Genomic DNA, 21152 nt, shown 5'->3' on the forward strand with positions numbered 1-21152 from the left:
TTCAAATCCCGTCAGGACCGCAGTGAAGTAGAGGCCCGCACCGGAAGGTGCGGGCCTCTACGCGTGTGCCCCGGGTTCTTGACTCCGGCACGGGCTCTGGGTACGCCGGAACGAGAGGCACGTCCGGCAGGAGACCAGGGCGGGAGGCGGACCCCATGGCGGCACCCGTACAACGTCACGAAGTGCGGGCGCTCCTGCGCGCCCACCTCTCCGCCGCCTCCGGCCACCGCCACCTGACCCGGCACTGCCCGATCTGCCACCGCCTGCTCCGTCTCGCCCTGGACCCCGCCACGGAGGCCCAGGACGGGCCCGAGAGCGTCCGGGAGGAGGGCGGGGACGAAAGTCCCCGGAAGCAGTGACCAAAGCCGTCCCACGCGCCCCTCAGGAAGTGGCACCCTGAGGACAGGTTCCGGGCAGATACCCCTTTAGCGCACAGGCGTCATCAGCAACAAGCTCCCCGGGGTGTGACGGTGTCACCGAACTAGTTTTGGAAACACCGTTTCTTACACCCTCCCTACAACTGCTCAATTTAATATGTGCAATTGCACTGCCCTCACAGCTGACCGCCAGGTACCCACCAGGGACCGATCAAGCACCCACAAGGGCGCCCACAGATCACCGTCCCGGCACGCCGGCCGCCTCCTCGGGCGCACAAAAAAGATCGCGCTGGACCCGGCGGAGTCCAGCGCGATCGACGACGCACCCGTGATGCAGTTGAGATGACGCTTCAGTGGGCGTGGGTCCTGTTGGGGCAGAACCCGCGTCGTGTGGAGCTAGGGGTGGGCGCGGTACGGGTTGGGGGGCCCGAAACGCCCGGTAATGCTGCGTTCTGCGGTGTCTCAGGCCTCGCTGCGCTGCTGCGGGATGCCCGCAAGCAGGGCGCGGACCTCGGCCTCGCGGTAACGGCGGTGCCCGCCGAGCGTGCGGATCGACGTGAGCTTGCCAGCCTTGGCCCAGCGCGTGACGGTCTTCGGGTCCACGCGGAACATCGTGGCGACCTCGGCGGGGGTCAGCAGCGGCTCGGCATCAGGGGTGCGAGCGGTCATGAGCGGCCTCCTCGGGAGAACCGAACCTTCTCGGTTCTTTCCTTTAAATTCTGCACCTTGACCCGCGTTGCCCGAAATGGCGGACACGGGTCGAGTCGGTTATAGGACGAACGGCTTGTCCTCGGCACTACAACTACACCATCCGTCCAGCCTCGTCGGCCAAACCGATGGAATTGCCCTCCCAGGTGTTCATCAGCGACGGAAGCCGATGGACCATGCCATAGCGGACAGTCACGCCACAGTGACGATCAGTCACAGAGCGATCAGGAGTCGTCAGACCCCCCAACGGCAGTGCAATGCTGAGCAATCCGTCCATGGCTGCCTATGGATGGACATAGATGGACGGATGGCGCCCTCCCCGGGCTCCTTGTCCTATTTTGGCACGAGGAGGGGCGATGGGCGCAAGGGTGAAGTTAGTGCAGTCCGTCACGCTTGAGTCAAACGCCCGGATCGGGACGTAGGTCCCGAAGAGACCCGCGCGCCCCGCCAGTTGACGCGCCCTCTGACGCGCCGCCGGTGTCTCAGTTGGCCTGGCGCCTGTCCCGCACCGCGCGCCACCGCTCCACGAGCCGGGCGTACGCCTCGCTCGCTCCGTCCGCGTCGCCGCGACGGAGTGCTTCGATTCCCTCGGCGACATCGGCAGCCGAGTGATCCTCGTCGAGCAGGTCCGGAGGGAGAACGTACACAAGTCCGCCGTAGTCGAGTTCGACGTACGAGCGCGGGTGGAACTCCTCGAGCCAGCGCCCCACGTCCACCAGGCCGTCGATCAACGGCCCCTCGTCGACCGCGTCCCGCAGCGCCTTGAGGCCGCGCGCCACCCGGCGCCGGGCCTGCACCATGGGGGTGCGGTAGCGCAGCGAGGGCCCACCGGCCGCGTCCCCGGCAGCCTTCGCCTCGTACACCCGCTCCTCGTCCGAGACCAGCACGAACCAGTTGATCGGCACCTGCCACGTCTCCGTGCGGATCCACGGCCGGGCGTCCGGATTGCGCTCCAGCCAGCGCTCGTAGTCCCCGGCCGCTTGGCGGCGCACCACCGGCGGGAGCACCGCGTCCAGGAGCGGGGCCGGCAACTGGCCCGGCAGCTCGTCCAGGGCCTGCCAGCCGCGCAGCCGCGTGCGCCACGGGCACACGCACAGGACGCCCTCGATCTCGGCCACGAACGCGTCGTCGCTCTCGTGCACCGGCACCGGGACCGGCGGCACAGGCAGCAAGTCGGCCAGAGAACGGCGGAGTTCGTCCTGGTAGGAGGGGTGGTGCTCGCGCTTCGCGTACCGCTCCCAGTGGTCCCGCTCGGGTTGCGGGAACGCCGCGAGCGGCTCGTACACACGCAAGTACGCCGCATACGGAACGGTCACCGGCGACACCTCGGGCACGGCTGCTCCCTCCCCCGCCCATCGGTTGGAAATCACTGCAAATCGTCCCACGACGGGCTACCGCGGGACGCGGCGGGATTCGACCGTACTTCCGCCGCCGCCCCACGCGAGAGAGTGATCCTCGGCACTGCGGCCGTGGCGGGCCCCCACACGTTCTAATCTCTTGCCCACGAACGGTGGAGAGCCCGCCACCCGCACGGGATTCCGCCCAACCGCCGCTATGTACTTGGGAGTCACCACAGTGACCGATGTGACCGGCGACCCTGTCACCACCTCCGGCACCACCAGCGCCCCGGACGTCCTGAACACCCTCTTCCACTCGGACCAGGGCGGGCACGAGCAGGTCGTGCTCTGCCAGGACCGCGCGAGCGGCCTGAAGGCCGTCATCGCCCTGCACAACACCGCCCTCGGCCCGGCCCTCGGCGGCACCCGCTTCTACCCGTACGCCACCGAGGCCGAAGCCGTCGCCGACGCGCTGAACCTGGCCCGCGGCATGTCGTACAAGAACGCCCTGGCGGGGCTCGACCACGGCGGCGGCAAGGCCGTCATCATCGGCGACCCCGCCGTGATCAAGAGCGAGGCGCTGCTGCTCGCCTACGGCCGCTTCGTCGCCTCGCTCGGCGGGCGCTACGTGACGGCCTGCGACGTCGGCACGTACGTCGCCGACATGGACGTGGTCGCGCGCGAGTGCCGCTGGACCACCGGGCGCTCCCCCGAGAACGGCGGCGCGGGCGACTCCTCCGTGCTCACCGCCTTCGGCGTCTTCCAGGGCATGCGCGCCAGCGCCCAGCACCTGTGGGGCGACCCGACGCTGCGCGGCCGCAAGGTGGGCGTCGCGGGCGTCGGCAAGGTCGGGTACCACCTGGTCGGGCACCTGCTCGCGGACGGTGCCGAGGTCGTGGTGACGGACGTGCGCGCGGAGTCCGTGCGCCGGATCACCGACCAGTACCCGTCCGTCTCGGTCGTCGCCGACACGGAGGCGCTGATCCGCGTCGAGGACCTCGACATCTACGCGCCCTGCGCGCTCGGCGGCGCCCTGAACGACGACTCCGTGCCGGTGCTCACGGCGAAGGTGGTGTGCGGCGCGGCCAACAACCAGCTCGCGCACCCGGGTGTGGAGAAGGACCTCGCCGACCGCGGGATCCTGTACGCCCCGGACTACGTGGTGAACGCGGGCGGTGTCATCCAGGTCGCCGACGAGCTGCACGGGTTCGACTTCGACCGGTGCAAGGCCAAGGCCGCGAAGATCTTCGACACCACGCTTTCCATCTTCGCTCGCGCAAAGGCGGATGGTATTCCGCCGGCCGCCGCGGCCGACCGGATCGCCGAGCAGCGGATGGCGGAGGCGCGCTCGTCCCGCTGAGCGCGGCGCGGACATGACCAGAGTCACGCTCTTCGGCGGGTCGCGGGTCCAGAAGAGGTTAAAATCGCAGCTGACCAGCGAGGACAGGGCTCCTTGCTGGTCCTGTGGGCAGGCGCGTCCTGCGGGCGACGTACCGTATGGGCGTGGGCTCAGGTACCGTGGAAGCCCTACGGACCGGTCTCCTCACGGGGAGCCCGTTCTAGATCATGAACGCGTGTCAAGACTCTGGGGCCGTCGAGCCCCGTATCCGAGGGGGTCGAGCCATGGGGCGCGGCCGGGCAAAGGCCAAGCAGACGAAGGTCGCCCGCCAGCTGAAGTACAGCAGCGGCGGGACTGACCTGTCGCGTCTGGCCAATGAGCTGGGCGCATCGACGTCGAACCCAGTATCGAATCAGCCGCCGAACGGCGAGCCTTTCGATGACGACGACGAGGAAGACGACCCGTACGCCCGCTATGCGGATCTGTACAACGAGGGCGAGGACGAGGACTCCGACGAGTCCGGTCCGTCGTCTCAGCGCCGCGGCGCTTGACCTCGTGACAGCTGCCGGCACGTAATCGATCTCAGCTGACGCTGTTCTCAGCCGACTGATTTCCGCTTACTGCTGCACTCTCACCCGGTCCGGAGTGGTCCACCACGCCGGACCGGGTTTTGTGCTGTCCACGGCCGTGACGGCAGGGGGAGCCGCTGCCCGCCTTGCGACGGGCAGCGGGTCCGTCTACTTGGCGTAGTCGCCGGTCAGCTCGGCGCCCGTCGGGTGTGCGCCGCGGGCGGTGATCTCGCCGGCCACCCACGACTCCACGCCGCGGTCCTCGAGCGTGGCGAGCGCGACGTCGACCGATTCCTGCGGCACGACCGCCATCATGCCGACGCCCATGTTCAGCGTCTTCTCCAGCTCCAGACGCTCCACCCGACCGGCCTTGCCGACGAGGTCGAAGATCGCGCCCGGCGCCCACGTGGAGCGGTCCACGGTGGCGTGCAGGCCGTCCGGGATCACCCGGGCGAGGTTGGCCGCGAGGCCGCCGCCCGTGATGTGGCTGTAGGCGTGCACCTCGGTGGTGCTGGTGAGGGAGAGGCAGTCCAGGGAGTAGATCTTCGTCGGCTCCAGGAGCTCCTCGCCGAGCGTCCGGCCCAGCTCGTCGACCTGCTGCTCCAGGGCCATCCCGGCGCGCTCCAGGAGGACGTGGCGGACCAGCGAGTACCCGTTCGAGTGAAGCCCGGAGGACTCCATGGCGATGACCGCGTCACCCTCGCGGATGCGGTCGGGGCCGAGCAGGTTCTCGTACTCCACGACGCCGGTGCCGGCGCCCGCGACGTCGAAGTCGTCCGGGCCGAGGAGGCCCGGGTGCTCCGCCGTCTCGCCGCCGACCAGGGCGCAGCCCGCGAGGACGCAGCCCTCCGCGATGCCCTTCACGATGGCCGCGACCCGCTCGGGGTGGACCTTGCCGACACAGATGTAGTCGGTCATGAACAGCGGCTCGGCGCCGCACACCACGATGTCGTCCATGACCATCGCGACGAGGTCGTGGCCGATCGTGTCGTACACGCCGAGGCGGCGGGCGATGTCGACCTTGGTGCCGACGCCGTCCGTGGCGGAGGCCAGGAGCGGACGCTCGTACTTCTTGAGGGCGGAGGCGTCGAAGAGGCCGGCGAAGCCGCCGAGGCCGCCGAGGACCTCGGGCCGCTGCGTCTTCTTCACCCACTCCTTCATCAGCTCGACGGCGCGGTCGCCCGCCTCGATGTCCACGCCAGCGGAGGCGTAGCTGGCACCGGAAGAGTCAGAAGACATGGGTGAGAGAGCTTTCGTGTCGAGGCTGCGGAGGTCGGGTCGCGGAGGGGGTTACGGACGACGGATCGCGTCGTTCGCCGCCATGGCCGCCGGGCCCGCCGCCAGCTCCGTCTCCAGGAGCTGCTTGCCGAGCAGCTCGGGGTCGGGGAGGTCCATCGGGTACTCGCCGTCGAAGCAGGCGCGGCAGAGGTTCGGCTTGGCGATGGTGGTCGCCTCGATCATGCCGTCGATGGAGATGTACGAGAGCGAGTCGGCGCCGAGCGAGGTGCCGATCTCGTCGACCGACATGCCGTTGGCGATCAGCTCCGCGCGGGTCGCGAAGTCGATGCCGAAGAAGCACGGCCACTTCACGGGCGGGGACGAGATCCGGATGTGGACCTCGGCCGCGCCGGCCTCGCGGAGCATACGGACCAGGGCGCGCTGCGTGTTGCCGCGGACGATCGAGTCGTCGACGACCACGAGCTTCTTGCCCTTGATCACTTCCTTGAGGGGGTTCAGCTTGAGCCGGATGCCGAGCTGGCGGATCGTCTGGCTGGGCTGGATGAAGGTACGGCCCACATAGGCGTTCTTCACCAGACCGGCACCGAACGGGATCCCGCTGGCCTCGGCGTAGCCGATCGCGGCCGGCGTGCCGGACTCCGGGGTCGCTATGACGAGGTCGGCCTCGACCGGGGCCTCGGCGGCGAGGCGGCGGCCCATCTCCACGCGGGAGAGGTACACGTTCCGCCCGGCGATGTCGGTGTCGGGGCGGGCCAGATAGACGTACTCGAAGACACAGCCCTTCGGCTTTGCTTCGGCGAAGCGGGACGTTCGCAGACCGTTCTCGTCGATTGCCACGAACTCGCCCGGCTCGATCTCGCGGACGAACGAGGCGCCGCAGATGTCGAGCGCGGCGGACTCCGAGGCGACGACCCAGCCGCGCTCCAGGCGGCCGAGGACCAGCGGGCGGATGCCCTGCGGGTCGCGGGCCGCGTACAGGGTGTTCTCGTTCATGAAGACGAGCGAGAACGCGCCCTGGACCTGGGGCAGCACCCTGGGCGCCGCCTCTTCTATGGTCAGCGGCTTGCCGTCGTCGTCGACCTGCCCTGCGAGCAGCGCGGTGACGAGATCGGTGTCGTTGGTGGCGGCGACCTGCGTCGCACGCCCGTTCTCCTTGGGGAGGTCGGCGACCATCTCGGCGAGCTGCGCCGTGTTGACCAGGTTGCCGTTGTGGCCGAGCGCGATCGAACCGTGCGCGGTGGCGCGGAACGTCGGCTGGGCGTTCTCCCATACGGAGGCCCCGGTGGTCGAGTAGCGGGCGTGACCGACCGCGATATGACCTTGGAGGGAGCCTAGGGAAGTCTCGTCGAAGACCTGGGACACGAGGCCCATGTCCTTGAAGACGAGGATCTGGGAGCCGTTGCTGACCGCGATTCCCGCGGATTCCTGGCCCCGATGCTGGAGGGCGTAGAGCCCGAAGTACGTGAGCTTTGCGACCTCTTCGCCCGGAGCCCAGACACCGAAGACGCCACACGCGTCCTGGGGGCCTTTCTCGCCGGGGAGCAGATCGTGATTGAGTCGACCGTCACCACGTGGCACGTTTCCGAGTGTAGGCGAGATCGACCACTGGTCCGAATTGGGGATAGGCGGTTCCTACGTCGTGGAGGGGCTCGCGCGGTTGGTGGAACGCACTGGACGCGCGTAGCGCGGGGTGGGTCCGAGGGGCGTTCGGGCCTGTGATTCCAGGGCTGCAGCGCCGTTCACCGGGGTAAACAGAGGGGCGGCCGGGGGTGGGGGCGCGTGCGCGGCCGAGTGTGACGGGACGCACTCCGGGCGTCCGCACTACGGACCCTCGTTGACAGGTGTAGGTCACGCTCGGCATGGTCCTGGATCATGCAGCCCCTCCTCCGTGACCGCACGGTCACCCTCGTGGAGCGCCGGCACGTCGACCTCGTCCGTGTCGCCAGCGCGATCTGTCGCCGCGGCTGAGCCGTAACACCGCCTGATCTGTCACGGGTTCCGCTCCTTTGCGCCGGAGGAGCGTGACGCCGTCCTGCCCTGCGCTCTTCCCCCTCTCCTTTCCTCGGAGCCCTTTCATGCCTTCGCATGCCTCGAAACTGTCCCGGCGCGCTTTCGGCGGGGTGGTCGGCGCCTCCGCGACCGCCGCCGCGCTCGGTGCGGCGGCCACGCCCGCCGATGCCGCCTCCGGTGCTGAGGAGCGGCTGTTTCGCGCCTCCCCGGGGCGGCCCGCCAAGCGGCCGAACATCCTCTTCATCCTGGGCGACGACCTGGGCTGGGCCGACCTGTCCTCGTACGGCGCCCCGCACATCAAGACCCCGAACCTGGACAGGCTGGCGCGGCAGGGCGTCCGGTTCACCGACGCGTACAGCGGCTCCGCCACCTGCTCGCCGACCCGGTTCAGCCTCTACACAGGCCGCTATCCGGGCCGTACGAAGGGCGGGCTCGCCGAGCCGATCGCCGACCGGTCCGTCGGGCTCGACCCGAACCATCCGACGCTCGCCTCGCTGCTGCGCGGCGCCGGGTACGCGACCGCGCTGATCGGCAAGTGGCACTGCGGCTACCTGCCGGACTACTCGCCGACCAAGTCCGGCTGGGACGAGTTCTTCGGCAACTTCGGCGGGGCCCTGGAGTACTACTCCAAGCTCGGGCTCGGCGGCGAGTACGACCTGTACGAGGGCGACGTGCGCGAGGGTGACGCCGAATACAAGGACCTGCGGTACTACACGCGGATCCTGACGGAGCGGGCGAGCGAGTACGTGCGTCGGGACCATGGCGGCAAGCCGTGGCTGCTCAACCTGAACTTCACCACTCCGCACTGGCCCTGGATCGCCGACGGGGACGAGGAGGAGAGCGCCGAGGTCGTCCGGCGGATCAAGGCCGGGGACGGCCGGGCGCTGTTCCACACCGACGGCGGCTCCGTCGAGAAGTACACGGAGATGGTGCAGGACCTGGACCGGTCCGTCGGCCAGGTGCTGAAGGCGCTCAAGGAGTCCGGGCAGGAGAAGGACACGCTCGTCTTCTTCGCCTCGGACAACGGCGGCGAGCGGTTCTCCTACAACTGGCCGCTCTCCGGCAACAAGGCGTCCCTCCAGGAGGGCGGCATCCGCGTGCCGACGATTCTGCGCTGGCCCGCGCGGCTCGACGGCGGGCAGGTCAGCCACGAGCCGGTCTTCACGCCCGACTGGACGGCGACGCTCCTGGAGATCGGCGGCGCCCGGCCCGACCGCGCCCACCCGCTCGACGGGACCAGCCTCGCCGGGTACCTGCTGCGCGGCGAGAAGCTGCCCGAGCGCGATCTGTTCTGGCGGGTGCGCGGGGAGCGGGCCGTGCGGCGCGGGAACTGGAAGTACTACCGCGGCAAGGGCGGCGCGGACCAGCTGTTCGATCTCTCCGCCGACCGGCGCGAGCAGGCCGACCGGGCCGCCGACGAGCCGGAGGTGCTGGCCGAGCTGAAGGCGGCGTGGGAGAGGACGGACAAGGAGCTGCTGCCGTACGCCTGATACCCCGGCTGATCCACTCGCCCGCTACTTCTTCACCGCGGTGAGGCCGATGCCCGTGCCGTCGGGGGCGGTCAGGGTGAGGGTGTCGCCCTTGATCTCGTACGCCACGGTCGCGTCACCGGTCGCCTTGTCGGTCGCGTCGCCGCCGAGGACCTTCTTCATCGTCTTCTCCACCTCGGCGGCGTCACCGACGCAGCCCATCTTGGTGCTGGTCAGGGTGGAGAAGGCGATGCGGCCGTCCCTGACGGCGGCCTTGGCGCTGCCGCTGTTGCAGCCGAGTCGGGCGTCGACGTGGCCGTCCTTGCCGAAGACGAGCCGGGCCCGGTCCCGTACCGCCTTCGGCAGGGACTCGGCGACGTCGTCGTGGTGCAGGGTGTCGACGGTCCAGCGGGTGCCGGTGAGCGCGGCGTCGTCCTGCGCGGGCCTGCTGGTCAGGGTGACGGTGTCGCCGTTGGCCCGGGTCAGGGTCAGCCGGTCGTCGCCGTCGGCCTCGACGGTGTTCTTGTCGGCGAGCGCGCGGGCGAGGCTCTTCTCGAACGCGCCCTCCTTCTTGTCGGCGCAGGCCATGAGGGTGGTGCGCACCTTGCCCAGGTCGACGCTGTCACCGTCGACCTGGGCCTGCGCGTCGAAGTCGTTGCAGCCGTAGTTGCCGCGCACCCGCTTGTCCGAGACGAACTGCAGATGTGCGGTGTCCGGTGCCTTGGTCGTCGTCCCGTCCACCGTCATGCTCCGCACGTGCCAGGTGACACCGGTGACCGGGGCGCCGCCGACCTCCACCGTGCCGGGGGCCTTCGCGCCGGACGCGTTGTCGTCGGACGCCTTCTCGTTCCCGCAGGCCGCGACAGTGGTGAGCGCGACCAGGGGCAGAGCGGCGGTGAGCAGGGCGCGGGTACTGCGTTGCGTGAACATGCCGATGTGACGGGACGACCCCCGTGTTCGGTTCCGTCCCTTCGCCCCCGCCCGGCAGGACCGTCAGGCCATGATCGGCAGAACCGTCCGTCGGTCATGATCGGCAGGACGATCCGTCAGGCCATGATCGGCAACACGCCCGTCAGATCGGCCCGTTCACCGCTGGCGCTGACGAGCGCGTCGTCGATCGCCACCGACCAGCGCGTACGCCCCGTGGCCAGGCGGACCCAGGTGAGCGGGTCCGTCTCGACGACGTTCGGCGGGGTGCCGCGCGTGTGCCGGGGCCCCTCGACGCACTGGACGACGGCGAACGGCGGGATCCGCACCTCCGTCGAGGCGCCCGGCGCTTTCACGGCGAGCGCGTCGGCGAGCAGCCGCGTACAGGCGGCCAGCGCCTGCCGGTCGACGGGGACGTCGAGCCCCGGCACCGCGTCGTTCAGGTCGTCGGTGTGCACGACGAGTTCGACGGTACGGGTGACCAGGTAGTCGGCGAAGGTCATGGCACCGGCGCCCACCGCGAGCACCCGGCTGTCGGCGGTCTCGTCCAGGTTCGCCGCGAAACGCTCCTCGGTCCGGGCCAGGAGCGCCGGGAGGTCGGGGTTCTCGGCGGCGATGGTCCGGCTGCGGTCGGCGATGCCCCCGGCGTTCGCCGCCGTGGCGAACGGCCAGTCGAGCGCGGCGACCTCGGCCTTGCCCGGCTCCGGCTGCTCCAGGGCCCGGTCGATCGCGCCGAGCGCCATCGACAGATGCGCGAGCAACTCCCGCACGGTCCAGTCCCCGAGCCGCGTCGGCGCCGCGAGCTGCTCGGGCGTGAGGGTCCCGGCCGCCTTCCGTACGTTCCCGAACTGGGCGAGCACGGCATCGCGGATCTTGGCGGGGGCGTAGGAACGGGTGCGCTTCTTGCCAGGGGCGCCCGCGCCCCTGCCGGCCGGCGGAGGAGTCATGACGGCGACCCTACGCCCGTACGGTTCAGGCCGGTCTCGCCGCGGTCAGGGCCACCAGGAGCGGCACGACCCGGCCCGCCGGCACCTCGTAGCGCCCCCGGCCCGCGGAGCGCAGCCAGCCGGCGGCGGTCAACTGGCGCAGGTGGTGGTAGATCTGGCCGCTCGTCCCCACGTCGTCGAGGTCGGCCAGCTCGGTCGCGGAGGTACGGCCGCCCAGGACCTCGCGGAGCAGTCTGAGCCGCAGGCCGTGGCCCAGCGCCGCGAACGCCTCCGCCACGTCCGTCCAGTCGGACGCCAGCAGCTCGTCGGTGACGGCGCCGTACTGCCACTCGTATCCCCCGCTCTCCTCCCCGCCCGGCAGCCGCACCGCCCCGGTGAACAGCACCCCTCCGCTCGCGACATCCGCCAGCTGCTCCTTCAGCCCGTCGAGCGCCCAGAACGTGCCCGGGGCTGCTGCCGCCGGGCCGCTCGCGCGCCCGCTCTCCATGGCGTCGAGCCTCCGCTCCAGCTCGGCGACCCGCTGCTCCAGATCCGTCATGTGTCGAGATTACGTAATTACGTAGGACCGAACAATCCCTCGTTCGGGCGATCCCGAACACGACGGAGTCCCCTGCCCGACCCGGGCAGGGGACTCCGAAACGGAGGAAACGCAGGAACGCTTACGCCAGCAGCGCCGGGATCGTCCCCTCGTGCGCCTCGCGCAGCTCGCTCAGCGGCAGAGCGAACTCGCCCTGCACGTCGACGGTCGCCTCCGCGCCCGAACCGTCCACGACGCCGATGCGCGTGACCGGCAGACCCCGCGCCCCGCACATGTCGGTGAAGCGGAGCTCCTCGCTGCGCGGGACGGCGACGACCGCGCGGCCCGCCGACTCGGAGAAGAGGAACGTGAACGCGTCGAGGCCGTCCGGGACGACCAGGCGCGCGCCCTTGTCGCCGAGGAGCGCCGACTCGACCACGGCCTGGATCAGACCGCCGTCGGAGAGGTCGTGCGCGGCGTCGATCATGCCGTCGCGCGAGGCCGAGATGAGGATGTCGCCGAGCAGCCGCTCGCGCTCCAGGTCCACGGCCGGCGGGAGACCGCCGAGGTGGTCGTGGACCACCTGCGACCAGGCCGAACCGCCGAACTCCTCGCGGGTGTCACCGAGGAGGTAGAGCAGCTGGCCCTCCTCCTTGAACGCGACCGGCGTGCGCCGCGCCACGTCGTCGATGACACCGAGGACCGCGACGACCGGCGTCGGGTGGATGGCCGCCTCGCCCGTCTGGTTGTACAGCGAGACGTTGCCGCCGGTCACCGGGGTGCCGAGCTGCTGGCAGCCGTCGGCCAGACCGCGGATGGCCTCGGCGAACTGCCACATGACGGCCGGGTCCTCGGGCGAGCCGAAGTTCAGGCAGTCGGAGACGGCGAGCGGCTTGGCGCCCGTCGTCGCGACATTGCGGTACGCCTCCGCGAGGGCGAGCTGCGCGCCCGTGTACGGGTCGAGCTTCGCGTACCGGCCGTTGCCGTCCGTCGCGATGGCGACGCCGAGGCCGGTCTCCTCGTCGATGCGGATCATGCCCGAGTCCTCGGGCTGCGCGAGGACGGTGTTGCCCTGCACGAAGTGGTCGTACTGCGAGGTGATCCACTTCTTGGACGCCTGGTTCGGCGAGGAGACCAGCGCCAGGACCTGCGCCTTCAGCTCATCGCTCGAAGAAGGGCGCGGCAGCTTGCCCGCGTCGTCGGCCTGGAGCGCGTCCTGCCACTCGGGGCGCGCGTAGGGGCGCTCGTAGACCGGGCCGTCGTGCGCGACCGTGCGCGGGTCGACGTCGACGATCTTCTCGCCGTGCCAGAAGATCTCCAGGCGGTCGCCGTCGGTCACCTCGCCGATGACGGTGGCGATGACGTCCCACTTCTCGCAGATCTCCAGGAAGCGGTCGACCTTCGAGGGCTCGACCACGGCGCACATGCGTTCCTGCGACTCGCTCATGAGGATCTCCTCAGGAGAGAGCGTGGAGTCGCGCAGCGGTACGTCGTCAAGGTCGACGCGCATACCGCCCGAGCCGTTGGACGCCAGCTCGCTCGTCGCACAGGAGATACCCGCCGCGCCGAGGTCCTGGATGCCGACGACGAGCTTCTCGGCGAACGCCTCCAGGGTGCACTCGATGAGCAGCTTCTCCTGGAACGGGTCACCGACCTGCACCGCGGGACGCTTCGACGGCTTGGCGTCGTCGAAGGTCTCGCTCGCCAGGATGGAGGCGCCGCCGATGCCGTCGCCGCCCGTCCTGGCCCCGTACATGATGACCTTGTTGCCCGCGCCGGACGCCTTCGCGAGGTGGATGTCCTCGTGTCGCATGACGCCGATGGCACCGGCGTTGACCAGCGGGTTCCCCTGGTAGCAGGAGTCGAAGACGACCTCGCCGCCGATGTTCGGCAGGCCCAGGCAGTTGCCGTAGCCGCCGATGCCGGCGACGACGCCGGGCAGCACGCGCTTGGTGTCGGGGTGGTCGGCGGCGCCGAAGCGCAGCGGGTCCACCACGGCGACCGGACGCGCGCCCATGGCGATGATGTCGCGCACGATGCCGCCCACGCCCGTGGCCGCGCCCTGGTAGGGCTCGACGTAGGACGGGTGGTTGTGCGACTCCACCTTGAAGGTGACGGCGTAGCCCTGGCCGACGTCCACCACACCGGCGTTCTCACCGATGCCGACGAGCATGGCGTCCGACTGCGGCGCCTTCTCGCCGAACTGGCGCAGGTGGGCCTTGGAGGACTTGTACGAGCAGTGCTCGGACCACATGACGGAGTACATGGCGAGCTCGGCGCCGGTCGGGCGGCGGCCGAGAATCTCGACCACGCGCGCGTACTCGTCCTTCTTGAGGCCGAGTTCGGCCCAGGGGAGCTCGACGTCGGGGGTCTTGCTCGCGTTGTCTACGGTGTCGAGGCTCATGAGGCGGCGACCAGCTTCTTGAGGATCGAGGTGAAGAAGGGGAGGCCGTCGGTGCGGCCGGAGCCGACGAGGGGCTCCACGGCGTGCTCCGGGTGCGGCATCAGACCGACGACGTTGCCCGCCTCGTTCGTGATGCCGGCGATGTCGCGCAGCGAGCCGTTCGGGTTGACGTCGAGGTAGCGGAAGACGACGCGGCCCTCCGCCTCCAGCATGTCGAGCGTGCGCTCGTCGGCGACGTACCGCCCGTCCATGTTCTTCAGCGGGATGTGGATCTCCTGGCCCGCCTCGTAGTCGACGGTCCAGGCGGTGTCCGCACTCTCCACGCGCAGCTTCTGGTCGCGGCAGATGAAGTGCAGGTGGTCGTTGCCGAGCATGCCGCCGGGGAGCAGGTGGGCCTCGGTGAGGACCTGGAACCCGTTGCAGATGCCGAGGACGGGCAGGCCCGCCTTCGCCTGGTCGATCAGCGTCTCCATGACCGGCGAGAAACGCGAGATGGCGCCCGCCCGCAGGTAATCGCCGTAACTGAATCCGCCCGGCAGGACGACCGCGTCGACCTGCTTCAGATCCTTGTCCTTGTGCCACAGCGCCACCGGCTCGGCACCGGCCAGGCGGATCGCGCGCTGGGTGTCGCGGTCGTCGAGGGAGCCCGGAAAGGTGACGACGCCAATACGAGCGGTCACTTTTCGGCCCCTGCCGCGGAGGAAACGGGCTCTTCCGCGCCCGCGGCGTCTTCCACCTTCACGATGAAGTTCTCGATCACCGTGTTGGCGAGGAAGCTTTCCGCGAGCTCATGGATACGGGCGAGGGTGGCGTCATCCACCGGCCCGTCCACTTCGAGCTCGAATCGCTTTCCCTGGCGAACGTCGGAGATGCCGTCGAAACCGAGGCGCGGCAGCGCACGCTGCACCGCCTGGCCCTGGGGGTCGAGGATCTCCGGCTTGAGCATGACGTCGACTACGACGCGTGCCACTGGCACTCCCGGTGTGTGGTGCTGAGCAGGTCCGTTCAGCGTACCTGCCCAAATCTTCTACTCGCGTAGACGGTAGGAAGCTACGAGAGCCGCGTCACGTTACGGCAACAAGCGGAGATCCGCACGGAAAATCAAGGGAAAGACTCCGGATAACTCGCCCCGGGGACACGCGCAGGTTATTAACTGGTCTTCCCAGCACAATGCCGGGCAGGGTAAAAAGGAAATGGCGCATACAGGCAACCTGCCTGCACTCGGGCGCGCGTTTAGCCCGAACATTGCTCATACAGAGCTGGACAGTCGACATCACCGCACGTCAAAGCGGGGGTGCCGGACGAAGGGACCGATATTCGTGGCGCAGCGTGTCGTGGTCACTCTCTTTGACGACATCGACGGCGGAGAAGCGGCGGAAACGGTCGTCTTCGGTCTCGACGGCAGGTCGTACGAGATCGACCTCAATCAAGCCAATGCCGAAAAACTCCGCTCGACCCTGGCCCCGTACCTGGAGGCGGGCCGCAAGCGCTCCAGCCGGACCGGCAAGGCGTTCACGCACACCGACCTCAGCCCGGACCCGGCCGCCGTGCGCGCCTGGGCCCGCTCCAACCGGTTCGAGGTGCCGCCGCGCGGCCGGATCCCGAAGCGCGTCTACGAGGCGTTCGCCGAGGCCAACTGAGGGACGCGGATCGCTGTCGGGGCTCCGTCAGGAGCCCCTCGGCAGAACCGACTTGCGCTGCACCCCCGGCGGTCGGCTAAAGTCTGGAGCACGCCGAGGGGCGAGGCCGACAAAGCCGAAGCCCACAAGGTCGTGCGGGTGTAGTTCAGTAGTAGAACATCCCCCTTCCAGGGGGAAGGCGCAGTGTGCAATTCCTGTCACCCGCTCCGCATCGCGTACCAGGCACTCTTTCGAGTGCGGTAGGCTGATGCTCGCGCCGGTCAGTGAGAGCTGGTCGGAGGCAATGCGAACGTAGCTCAGTTGGTAGAGCGCAACCTTGCCAAGGTTGAGGTCGCCGGTTCGAACCCGGTCGTTCGCTCCAGAAAAGAAGGCCCCGGATCCCAGGATCCGGGGCCTTCTTCATGCCCGCGCGGGACACCTGACATTTGTCATGCGGGCCGATGACAGCGCGCACTGCCGACCGGCCCCGGCCGCAGCGAGGCTGGATCCATGACCAGCAACGAGCGCGTGATCGATGTCACTGATCTGCGCCGCGTGTACGGGGACGGCAAGCGGGGCTCCTACGAGGCGGTGCGCGGAGTCTCCTTCTCCGTGGGCCGCGGCGAGCTCTTCGCCCTCCTCGGCACCAACGGCGCGGGCAAGACCTCCACCGTCGAACTCCTCGAAGGACTCGCGGCGCCCGCCGGCGGCCGGGTGCGGGTGCTCGGCCACGACCCGCACCGGGAGCGCGACCACGTACGGCCGCGGATCGGCGTCATGCTCCAGGAGGGCGGATTCCCCGCCGAACTGACCGTCGCCGAGACCGTACGGATGTGGGCGGGCTGCACCAGCGGGGCGCGGCCCGTCGGGGAGGCCCTGGAGATGGTGGGGCTGACCGGCCGGGGGAACGTCCGGGTCAAGCAGCTGTCCGGCGGCGAGAAGCGGCGGCTCGACCTCGCGCTCGCGCTGCTCGGCCGGCCCGAGGTCCTCTTCCTCGACGAACCCACGACCGGGCTCGACGCCGAAGGGCGCCGCGAGACCTGGGAACTGGTGCGCCGCCTGCGCACCGACGGCACGACCGTGCTGCTCACCACCCACTACCTCGAAGAGGCGGAGTCGCTCGCCGACCGGCTCGCGATCCTGCACGAGGGGCGGATCGCCGCCGAGGGGCGCGTCGACGAGGTCGTCGCCGCCCAGCCCTCGCACATCTCGTTCGAGCTGCCCGACGGGTACCACGTGGGCGATCTTCCGCCGCTCGGCTCGCTCGGCGTCGGCGACCACGAGACCGACGGGCGTCTCGTCCGGCTCCGTACGGACGAACTCCAGCGCGCCGCCACCGGGCTGCTCGTCTGGGCCAGGGACGCGGGCGTGGAGCTGCGCCGCCTCGACGTGCGCGGGGCCTCGCTCGAAGAGGCGTTCCTGCGGATCGCGCGGGAGGCGAAGGACGGAACCGGGGAGCCGGGAGACGAGCGGGCGAAGGAGATGGCGGCATGAGCACAGCGACGATGACGACCACCCCGGCGGGGCGGCTCCGGTCCCTCGCGCGGGCCGAGCTGACGCTCATCGGACGGAGCAAGGGCGTGCTGTTCAGCGCCGTGTTCGTACCCCTGGTGCTGCCGTTCAGCGCCAGTGCGGCCCTCGACGAGAAGGCGCTGAAGGGCACCGGGCTCAGCGTCGGCGTCGTCGTGCTGTCCGGAGCGATCGGGTACTCCCTGCTCTTCGCCGTCTACGGCTCGCTCGTCAGCGTCTACGCGGCGCGGCGCGAGGAGCTGGTCCTCAAGCGGCTGCGCACCGGTGAGCTGCGCGACGGTGAGATCCTGACCGGGGCCGCGCTGCCGTCCGTCGCGATCGGGCTCGTCCAGTGCGTCGTCCTGGCCGTCGCGTGCAGCGTGGCGCTCGACGTGGGCGCCCCCGGCGCACCCCAATACGCCGTACTGGGACTGCTGTTGGGGTTCCCGCTGTGCGTCGCGCTCGCCGCGATCACCACCGTGTTCAGCCGCAGCGTGGAGAGCGCGCAGGTCGCCTCCATGCCGATGCTGCTCGTGTCGATGTTCGGCTCGGGCACGATCGTGCCGCTGGAGGTCATGCCGGACAAGCTCGCCGCCGTCTGCGAACTGCTGCCGCTCACCGGGCCGCTCACGCTCGTCCGGGGCGGCTGGAGCGGGGAGCTGACCACGCACGACGCGCTCGGCGCGCTCCTCACCACGGTGGCCTGGATCATCGTCGCGGTGTTTGCTGTACGACGGTGGTTCCGCTGGGAGCCGCGACGGTGAAGCGGGCGGGAGCGTAGCGGTGCGGATGCCGGGCCGGCGGTGGCGGGAGCGCAGCAAGATCGAGCGGGTGGAGTGGCAGAGCCGGCTCGTGCTGCGCGCGGTGAACTGGTTCTACGTCGCGGCGTGGAGCGTTCCGGCGCTCGTTGGATCGCTGCGTCCCGGCGGCACCGCGATCGCCTTGGGCGTCGCGCTGGCCGTGGTGAACGTCGCCCAGTGCGCCGTCGCCCACGTCCATGTGCGCGCCGCCCTCGACCAGTACCTCGGGCGCGGTCCCGTACCGCCCGTGCAGACACGCGTGGCGGCGGGGCTCACCGTGGTGGCGCTCGGCCTGATCGCCGCTCTCCTCGCGACCGACAGCGTGCAGCACGGCATGGTCGCCCTGCCCCTGCTGTTCGTGCCGATGCCGTTCGCCTGCGCCTACGTGCTCACCGTGCCGATCCGTACGTTCCTGAGGCGGAGCGGCGTGGCCATCGCGGCGGCGCTGGCCCTGTTCGCCGCTGTGGGCGCGGGCCTCGGCACGATCGTCGGGCTGGCCATCGTGCTGGCCATCACCGTCCCCCTCGAACTGCTGACCGCGCGGTGCAGCGCCTGGAGCCTCGCCGTCATGTGGGAGTCCGAGCACGCCCGCGAGGTCGAGGCGCGGCTCGCCGTCGCCGAGGAGCGGTTGCGGTTCGGCCGCGACCTGCACGACGTCATGGGCCGCAACCTCGCCGTGGTCGCCCTCAAGAGCGAACTGGCGGTGCAGCTCGCCCGGCGCGGCCGGACCGAGGACGCCGTGTCCCAGATGATCGAGGTGCAGCGCATCGCCCAGGACTCGCAGAAGGAGGTCCGCGAGGTCGTACGGGGTTATCGCGAGGCCGATCTGAGCGCGGAACTGGCGGGGGCACAGGGCGTGTTGAGCGCGGCGGGAATCGACTGCACGGTGACCGGTTCCGCCGCGGGGCTCCCGTCCGAGGTGCAGTCCGCGCTCGGCTGGGTCGTCCGGGAGGCCACGACGAACGTGCTGCGGCACGGCGACGCGAGCACCTGCCGGGTGGAACTGGCGAAGGGGCCGCGGGAAGTCGTGCTGACGGTGGAGAACGACGGGGCAGCCGCCCCCGGCACCCCCGGCCGCGGCTCGGGCCTCACCGGCCTCCGCGAGCGCCTCGCCGTGCTGGAGGGGACGCTGGAGGCGGCTGTGGTGCGGGACGGGGTGTTCCGGTTGACGGCGACGGTGCCGGTGCCAGCGCCTGCGGCGGAGGCGGAGGCGGAGGCGGCGATGACTACGGCGCGCCGCGAGCGGCAGGGCGCGGGGGCGGCGACCAGGTCCGGCGGGCGGCGTGAGGAGGGGGAGGGGTGAGGGCGGTGACGGTTGCTGCGGTGCGGCTTCAGCGGGAGGGGTGCGAGGGGGAGTCCCCGTCCGCGGTGCGGCTTCAGCGGGAAGGGTGCGAGGGGGAGTCCCCGTCCGGGATGCGCCTTCAGCGGGAAGGGTGCGAGGGGGAGTCCCAGTCCGCGATGCGGCTTCAGCGGGAAGGACGTGAGGGGGCGTCCCCGTCCGCGATGCGGCTTCGGCGGGAGGGGGCGTTCCTCTCTGGGCGAGGCGTTCGCGTGCGCGGTGTGTCGCGCGCGGGAGGGCGGCTTGGCGGCAGCGGGGCATGTCAGGGCTGTGGGGGGAGTCGGCCGGTCGGTGCGGATGGAGAGCGTGTGATGGTGGGTACCGCGGCGCGGCCCAGGTGGGAGGGCGTGTGATGGCGTTGCGTGTGCTGCTCGCCGATGACGAGCACCTGATTCGCGGCGCGCTCGCCGCGTTGCTGGCGCTCGAGGAGGATCTGGTCGTGGTCGCGGAGGCGGCCAGTGGACCCGAGGCGCTCGCCATGGCGCGGGCCCACGCACCGGACGTGGCCGTGCTCGATCTGCAGATGCCGGGCGCCGACGGTGTGAGTGTGGCCACAACGCTGCGAGCCGAGCTGCCCGGCTGCCGGACCATGATCGTGACCAGTCACGGCCGCCCGGGGCATCTGAAGCGGGCGCTCGCGGCAGGGGTGCGCGGCTTCGTGCCGAAGACGGTCAGCGCACAACGGCTCGCCGAGATCATCCGCACCGTGCACGCGGGGAACCGTTACGTGGACCCGGAGTTGGCGGCCGACGCGATCTCCGCCGGGGACTCACCGCTGACCGCGCGCGAGGCCGAGGTGCTCGAACTGGCGGCCGACGGCGCCCCCGTCACGGAGATCGCCGAGCGCGCCGCGCTGTCGCAGGGCACCGTACGGAACTACCTGTCGTCGGCCGTCTCGAAGCTCGGCGCCGAGAACCGGCACGCGGCGGTGCGGATCGCCCGCGAGCGAGGTTGGGTATAGTAGGCGTCGCGCTTCGGCGCACGGAGCACCGCGCAAGCGGAGCTTGCGAACGTAGCTCAGTTGGTAGAGCGCAACCTTGCCAAGGTTGAGGTCGCCGGTTCGAACCCGGTCGTTCGCTCCAGTTCGAGCCGAGAGCCCCGGTCCGCGAGGACCGGGGCTCTCGTCGTTCCCGAGGGCTACGACCAGGGCGTCCCGGTCAGCAGCTCGAACGCCTCGATGTACTTGCCGCGCGTCGCCGCGACGACCTCCTCGGGCAGCGGCGGCGGAGGCTGCTCGCTCTTGCGGTCCCAGCCGGACGCGTCCGAGGTCAGCCAGTCGCGCACGAACTGCTTGTCGTAGCTGGGCTGCGCGCGGCCCGGCTGCCACTCGCCGGCCGGCCAGAAGCGCGAGGAGTCCGGGGTGAGCACCTCGTCGGCGAGGACGAGCGCGCCCTCCTTGTCGAAGCCGAACTCGAACTTCGTGTCGGCCAGGATGATGCCGCGCTCACGCGCGATGTCCCGGGCCTTGCTGTAGACGGCGAGGGTCGACTGGCGCAGCTGCGCGGCGGTCTCCGCGCCGACCTGCCGGGCGACCTCCTCGTAGGAGACGTTCTCGTCGTGCTCGCCGACCTCGGCCTTGGTGGCGGGGGTGAAGATCGGCGCGGGCAGCTCCGAGCCGTCCTCCAGGCCGTGGGGCAGGGCGAGCCCGCAGACCGTACGCGTCTCGTTGTACTCCACCAGGCCGGAACCGGTGAGGTAGCCGCGGGCGACGCACTCGACCGGGACCATCTCCAGGGACTTGCAGACGAGCGTGCGGCCCGCCCAGTCGGCGGGAGCGCCGTTCGGCAGCTCCGTGGAGATCACGTGGTTCGGCATCAGGTCCTGGAGCTGCTCGAACCACCACAGCGAGAGCTGCGTCAGGACGCGGCCCTTGTCCGGGATCAGCGAGGGCAGCACCCAGTCGTAGGCGGACAGGCGGTCACTGGCGACCATGATCAGGTCGCCCGCGTCGTTCTGGTACAGCTCCCGCACCTTGCCGGTGTGGAGGTGCGTCAGGCCCGGCACCTGAACTGGCTCGGGCTTTTCGACGAATCCGGACACGG

At 70.4% G+C, this 21152-nt stretch carries 21 protein-coding genes and 3 tRNA genes; 13 read left to right on the forward strand and 11 right to left on the reverse strand.

Annotated features, from left to right (window positions below):
- Positions 1 to 155 precede the first annotated feature (155 nt).
- Positions 156 to 359 carry a DUF6274 family protein gene (locus N5I75_RS26700; protein WP_476681411.1) on the forward strand — a complete coding sequence of 68 codons (204 nt, stop codon included), beginning with the start codon at positions 156 to 158 and terminating at the stop codon, positions 357 to 359.
- 480 nt (positions 360 to 839) lie between these two features.
- On the opposite strand, the gene bldC is transcribed toward N5I75_RS26700, so the two are convergent.
- Both bldC and N5I75_RS26710 read right to left on the reverse strand, forming a co-directional pair.
- On the reverse strand, positions 840 to 1046 hold the full coding sequence (gene bldC / locus N5I75_RS26705) for a developmental transcriptional regulator BldC (protein ID WP_003949541.1): 207 nt from the start codon (positions 1044 to 1046) through the stop codon (positions 840 to 842).
- A 521-nt stretch (positions 1047 to 1567) separates the two neighbouring features.
- Positions 1568 to 2419 carry a DUF8083 family protein gene (locus N5I75_RS26710; RefSeq protein ID WP_476681413.1) on the reverse strand — a complete coding sequence of 284 codons (852 nt, stop codon included), beginning with the start codon at positions 2417 to 2419 and terminating at the stop codon, positions 1568 to 1570.
- 241 nt (positions 2420 to 2660) lie between these two features.
- On the opposite strand from N5I75_RS26710, the gene N5I75_RS26715 reads away from it, so the two are divergent.
- A complete protein-coding gene (locus N5I75_RS26715) occupies positions 2661 to 3782 on the forward strand; it encodes a Leu/Phe/Val dehydrogenase (RefSeq protein ID WP_476681415.1) in 1122 nt (373 codons plus the stop codon).
- Between the two features lie 263 nt (positions 3783 to 4045).
- Positions 4046 to 4312 carry a DUF3073 domain-containing protein gene (locus tag N5I75_RS26720; protein WP_394432651.1) on the forward strand — a complete coding sequence of 89 codons (267 nt, stop codon included), beginning with the start codon at positions 4046 to 4048 and terminating at the stop codon, positions 4310 to 4312.
- Positions 4313 to 4498: 186 nt separating this feature from the next.
- On the opposite strand, the gene purM is transcribed toward N5I75_RS26720, so the two are convergent.
- Complete coding sequence (purM, locus tag N5I75_RS26725; protein ID WP_476681417.1) at positions 4499 to 5569, reverse strand: phosphoribosylformylglycinamidine cyclo-ligase; 1071 nt, start codon at positions 5567 to 5569, stop codon at positions 4499 to 4501.
- A gap of 51 nt (positions 5570 to 5620) precedes the next feature.
- Positions 5621 to 7147 carry an amidophosphoribosyltransferase gene (purF, locus tag N5I75_RS26730; protein ID WP_476681418.1) on the reverse strand — a complete coding sequence of 509 codons (1527 nt, stop codon included), beginning with the start codon at positions 7145 to 7147 and terminating at the stop codon, positions 5621 to 5623.
- A 294-nt stretch (positions 7148 to 7441) separates the two neighbouring features.
- Between purF and N5I75_RS26735 the strand changes: the two genes are divergently transcribed.
- Positions 7442 to 7537: a putative leader peptide gene (locus N5I75_RS26735; protein ID WP_476681420.1), complete on the forward strand. Its 96-nt coding sequence runs from the start codon at positions 7442 to 7444 to the stop codon at positions 7535 to 7537.
- Positions 7538 to 7644: 107 nt separating this feature from the next.
- Entirely contained in the window at positions 7645 to 9069 is a 1425-nt protein-coding gene (locus tag N5I75_RS26740) for a sulfatase family protein (RefSeq protein WP_476681422.1), read from the forward strand.
- 24 nt (positions 9070 to 9093) lie between these two features.
- Here N5I75_RS26740 and N5I75_RS26745 read toward each other — a convergent pair whose 3' ends face one another.
- From N5I75_RS26745 to purS, 6 genes are all read right to left on the reverse strand, one after another.
- Complete coding sequence (locus tag N5I75_RS26745) at positions 9094 to 9978, reverse strand: META domain-containing protein (protein ID WP_476681424.1); 885 nt, start codon at positions 9976 to 9978, stop codon at positions 9094 to 9096.
- A 116-nt stretch (positions 9979 to 10094) separates the two neighbouring features.
- Positions 10095 to 10922 (reverse strand): maleylpyruvate isomerase family mycothiol-dependent enzyme, encoded by an 828-nt coding sequence (locus tag N5I75_RS26750; protein ID WP_476681426.1) that lies wholly within the window; start codon positions 10920 to 10922, stop codon positions 10095 to 10097.
- Positions 10923 to 10947: 25 nt separating this feature from the next.
- Positions 10948 to 11460, reverse strand: coding sequence for an ArsR family transcriptional regulator (locus N5I75_RS26755; protein ID WP_476681428.1), 513 nt, complete (start codon positions 11458 to 11460; stop codon positions 10948 to 10950).
- A gap of 121 nt (positions 11461 to 11581) precedes the next feature.
- Complete coding sequence (purL, locus tag N5I75_RS26760; RefSeq protein ID WP_476681430.1) at positions 11582 to 13843, reverse strand: phosphoribosylformylglycinamidine synthase subunit PurL; 2262 nt, start codon at positions 13841 to 13843, stop codon at positions 11582 to 11584.
- Positions 13840 to 14523 carry a phosphoribosylformylglycinamidine synthase subunit PurQ gene (gene purQ, locus N5I75_RS26765; RefSeq protein WP_476681432.1) on the reverse strand — a complete coding sequence of 228 codons (684 nt, stop codon included), beginning with the start codon at positions 14521 to 14523 and terminating at the stop codon, positions 13840 to 13842. The genes purL and purQ overlap by 4 nt, the downstream gene beginning before the upstream one ends.
- On the reverse strand, positions 14520 to 14819 hold the full coding sequence (gene purS / locus N5I75_RS26770) for a phosphoribosylformylglycinamidine synthase subunit PurS (RefSeq protein WP_476681434.1): 300 nt from the start codon (positions 14817 to 14819) through the stop codon (positions 14520 to 14522). The genes purQ and purS overlap by 4 nt, the downstream gene beginning before the upstream one ends.
- Positions 14820 to 15162: 343 nt before the next feature.
- Between purS and N5I75_RS26775 the strand changes: the two genes are divergently transcribed.
- From N5I75_RS26775 to N5I75_RS26810, 8 genes are all read left to right on the forward strand, one after another.
- A complete protein-coding gene (locus N5I75_RS26775) occupies positions 15163 to 15483 on the forward strand; it encodes a histone-like nucleoid-structuring protein Lsr2 (RefSeq protein WP_476681436.1) in 321 nt (106 codons plus the stop codon).
- Between the two features lie 134 nt (positions 15484 to 15617).
- Positions 15618 to 15689, forward strand: a tRNA-Gly gene (locus tag N5I75_RS26780).
- Between the two features lie 79 nt (positions 15690 to 15768).
- Positions 15769 to 15844, forward strand: a tRNA-Gly gene (locus tag N5I75_RS26785).
- 128 nt (positions 15845 to 15972) lie between these two features.
- Complete coding sequence (locus N5I75_RS26790; protein ID WP_476681438.1) at positions 15973 to 16956, forward strand: ABC transporter ATP-binding protein; 984 nt, start codon at positions 15973 to 15975, stop codon at positions 16954 to 16956.
- Positions 16953 to 17735 (forward strand): ABC transporter permease, encoded by a 783-nt coding sequence (locus tag N5I75_RS26795; protein WP_476681440.1) that lies wholly within the window; start codon positions 16953 to 16955, stop codon positions 17733 to 17735. Before N5I75_RS26790 ends, N5I75_RS26795 begins: the two co-directional genes overlap by 4 nt.
- Before the next feature lie 25 nt (positions 17736 to 17760).
- Entirely contained in the window at positions 17761 to 19074 is a 1314-nt protein-coding gene (locus N5I75_RS26800; protein ID WP_476682313.1) for a sensor histidine kinase, read from the forward strand.
- Positions 19075 to 19462: 388 nt separating this feature from the next.
- Complete coding sequence (locus N5I75_RS26805) at positions 19463 to 20071, forward strand: response regulator (protein ID WP_476681442.1); 609 nt, start codon at positions 19463 to 19465, stop codon at positions 20069 to 20071.
- 45 nt (positions 20072 to 20116) lie between these two features.
- Positions 20117 to 20192, forward strand: a tRNA-Gly gene (locus tag N5I75_RS26810).
- A gap of 55 nt (positions 20193 to 20247) precedes the next feature.
- Here N5I75_RS26810 and N5I75_RS26815 read toward each other — a convergent pair.
- Entirely contained in the window at positions 20248 to 21150 is a 903-nt protein-coding gene (locus tag N5I75_RS26815) for a phosphoribosylaminoimidazolesuccinocarboxamide synthase (protein ID WP_476681444.1), read from the reverse strand.
- Positions 21151 to 21152 lie beyond the last annotated feature (2 nt).

The sequence above is a fragment of the Streptomyces sp. R818 genome (genome assembly GCF_056172735.1).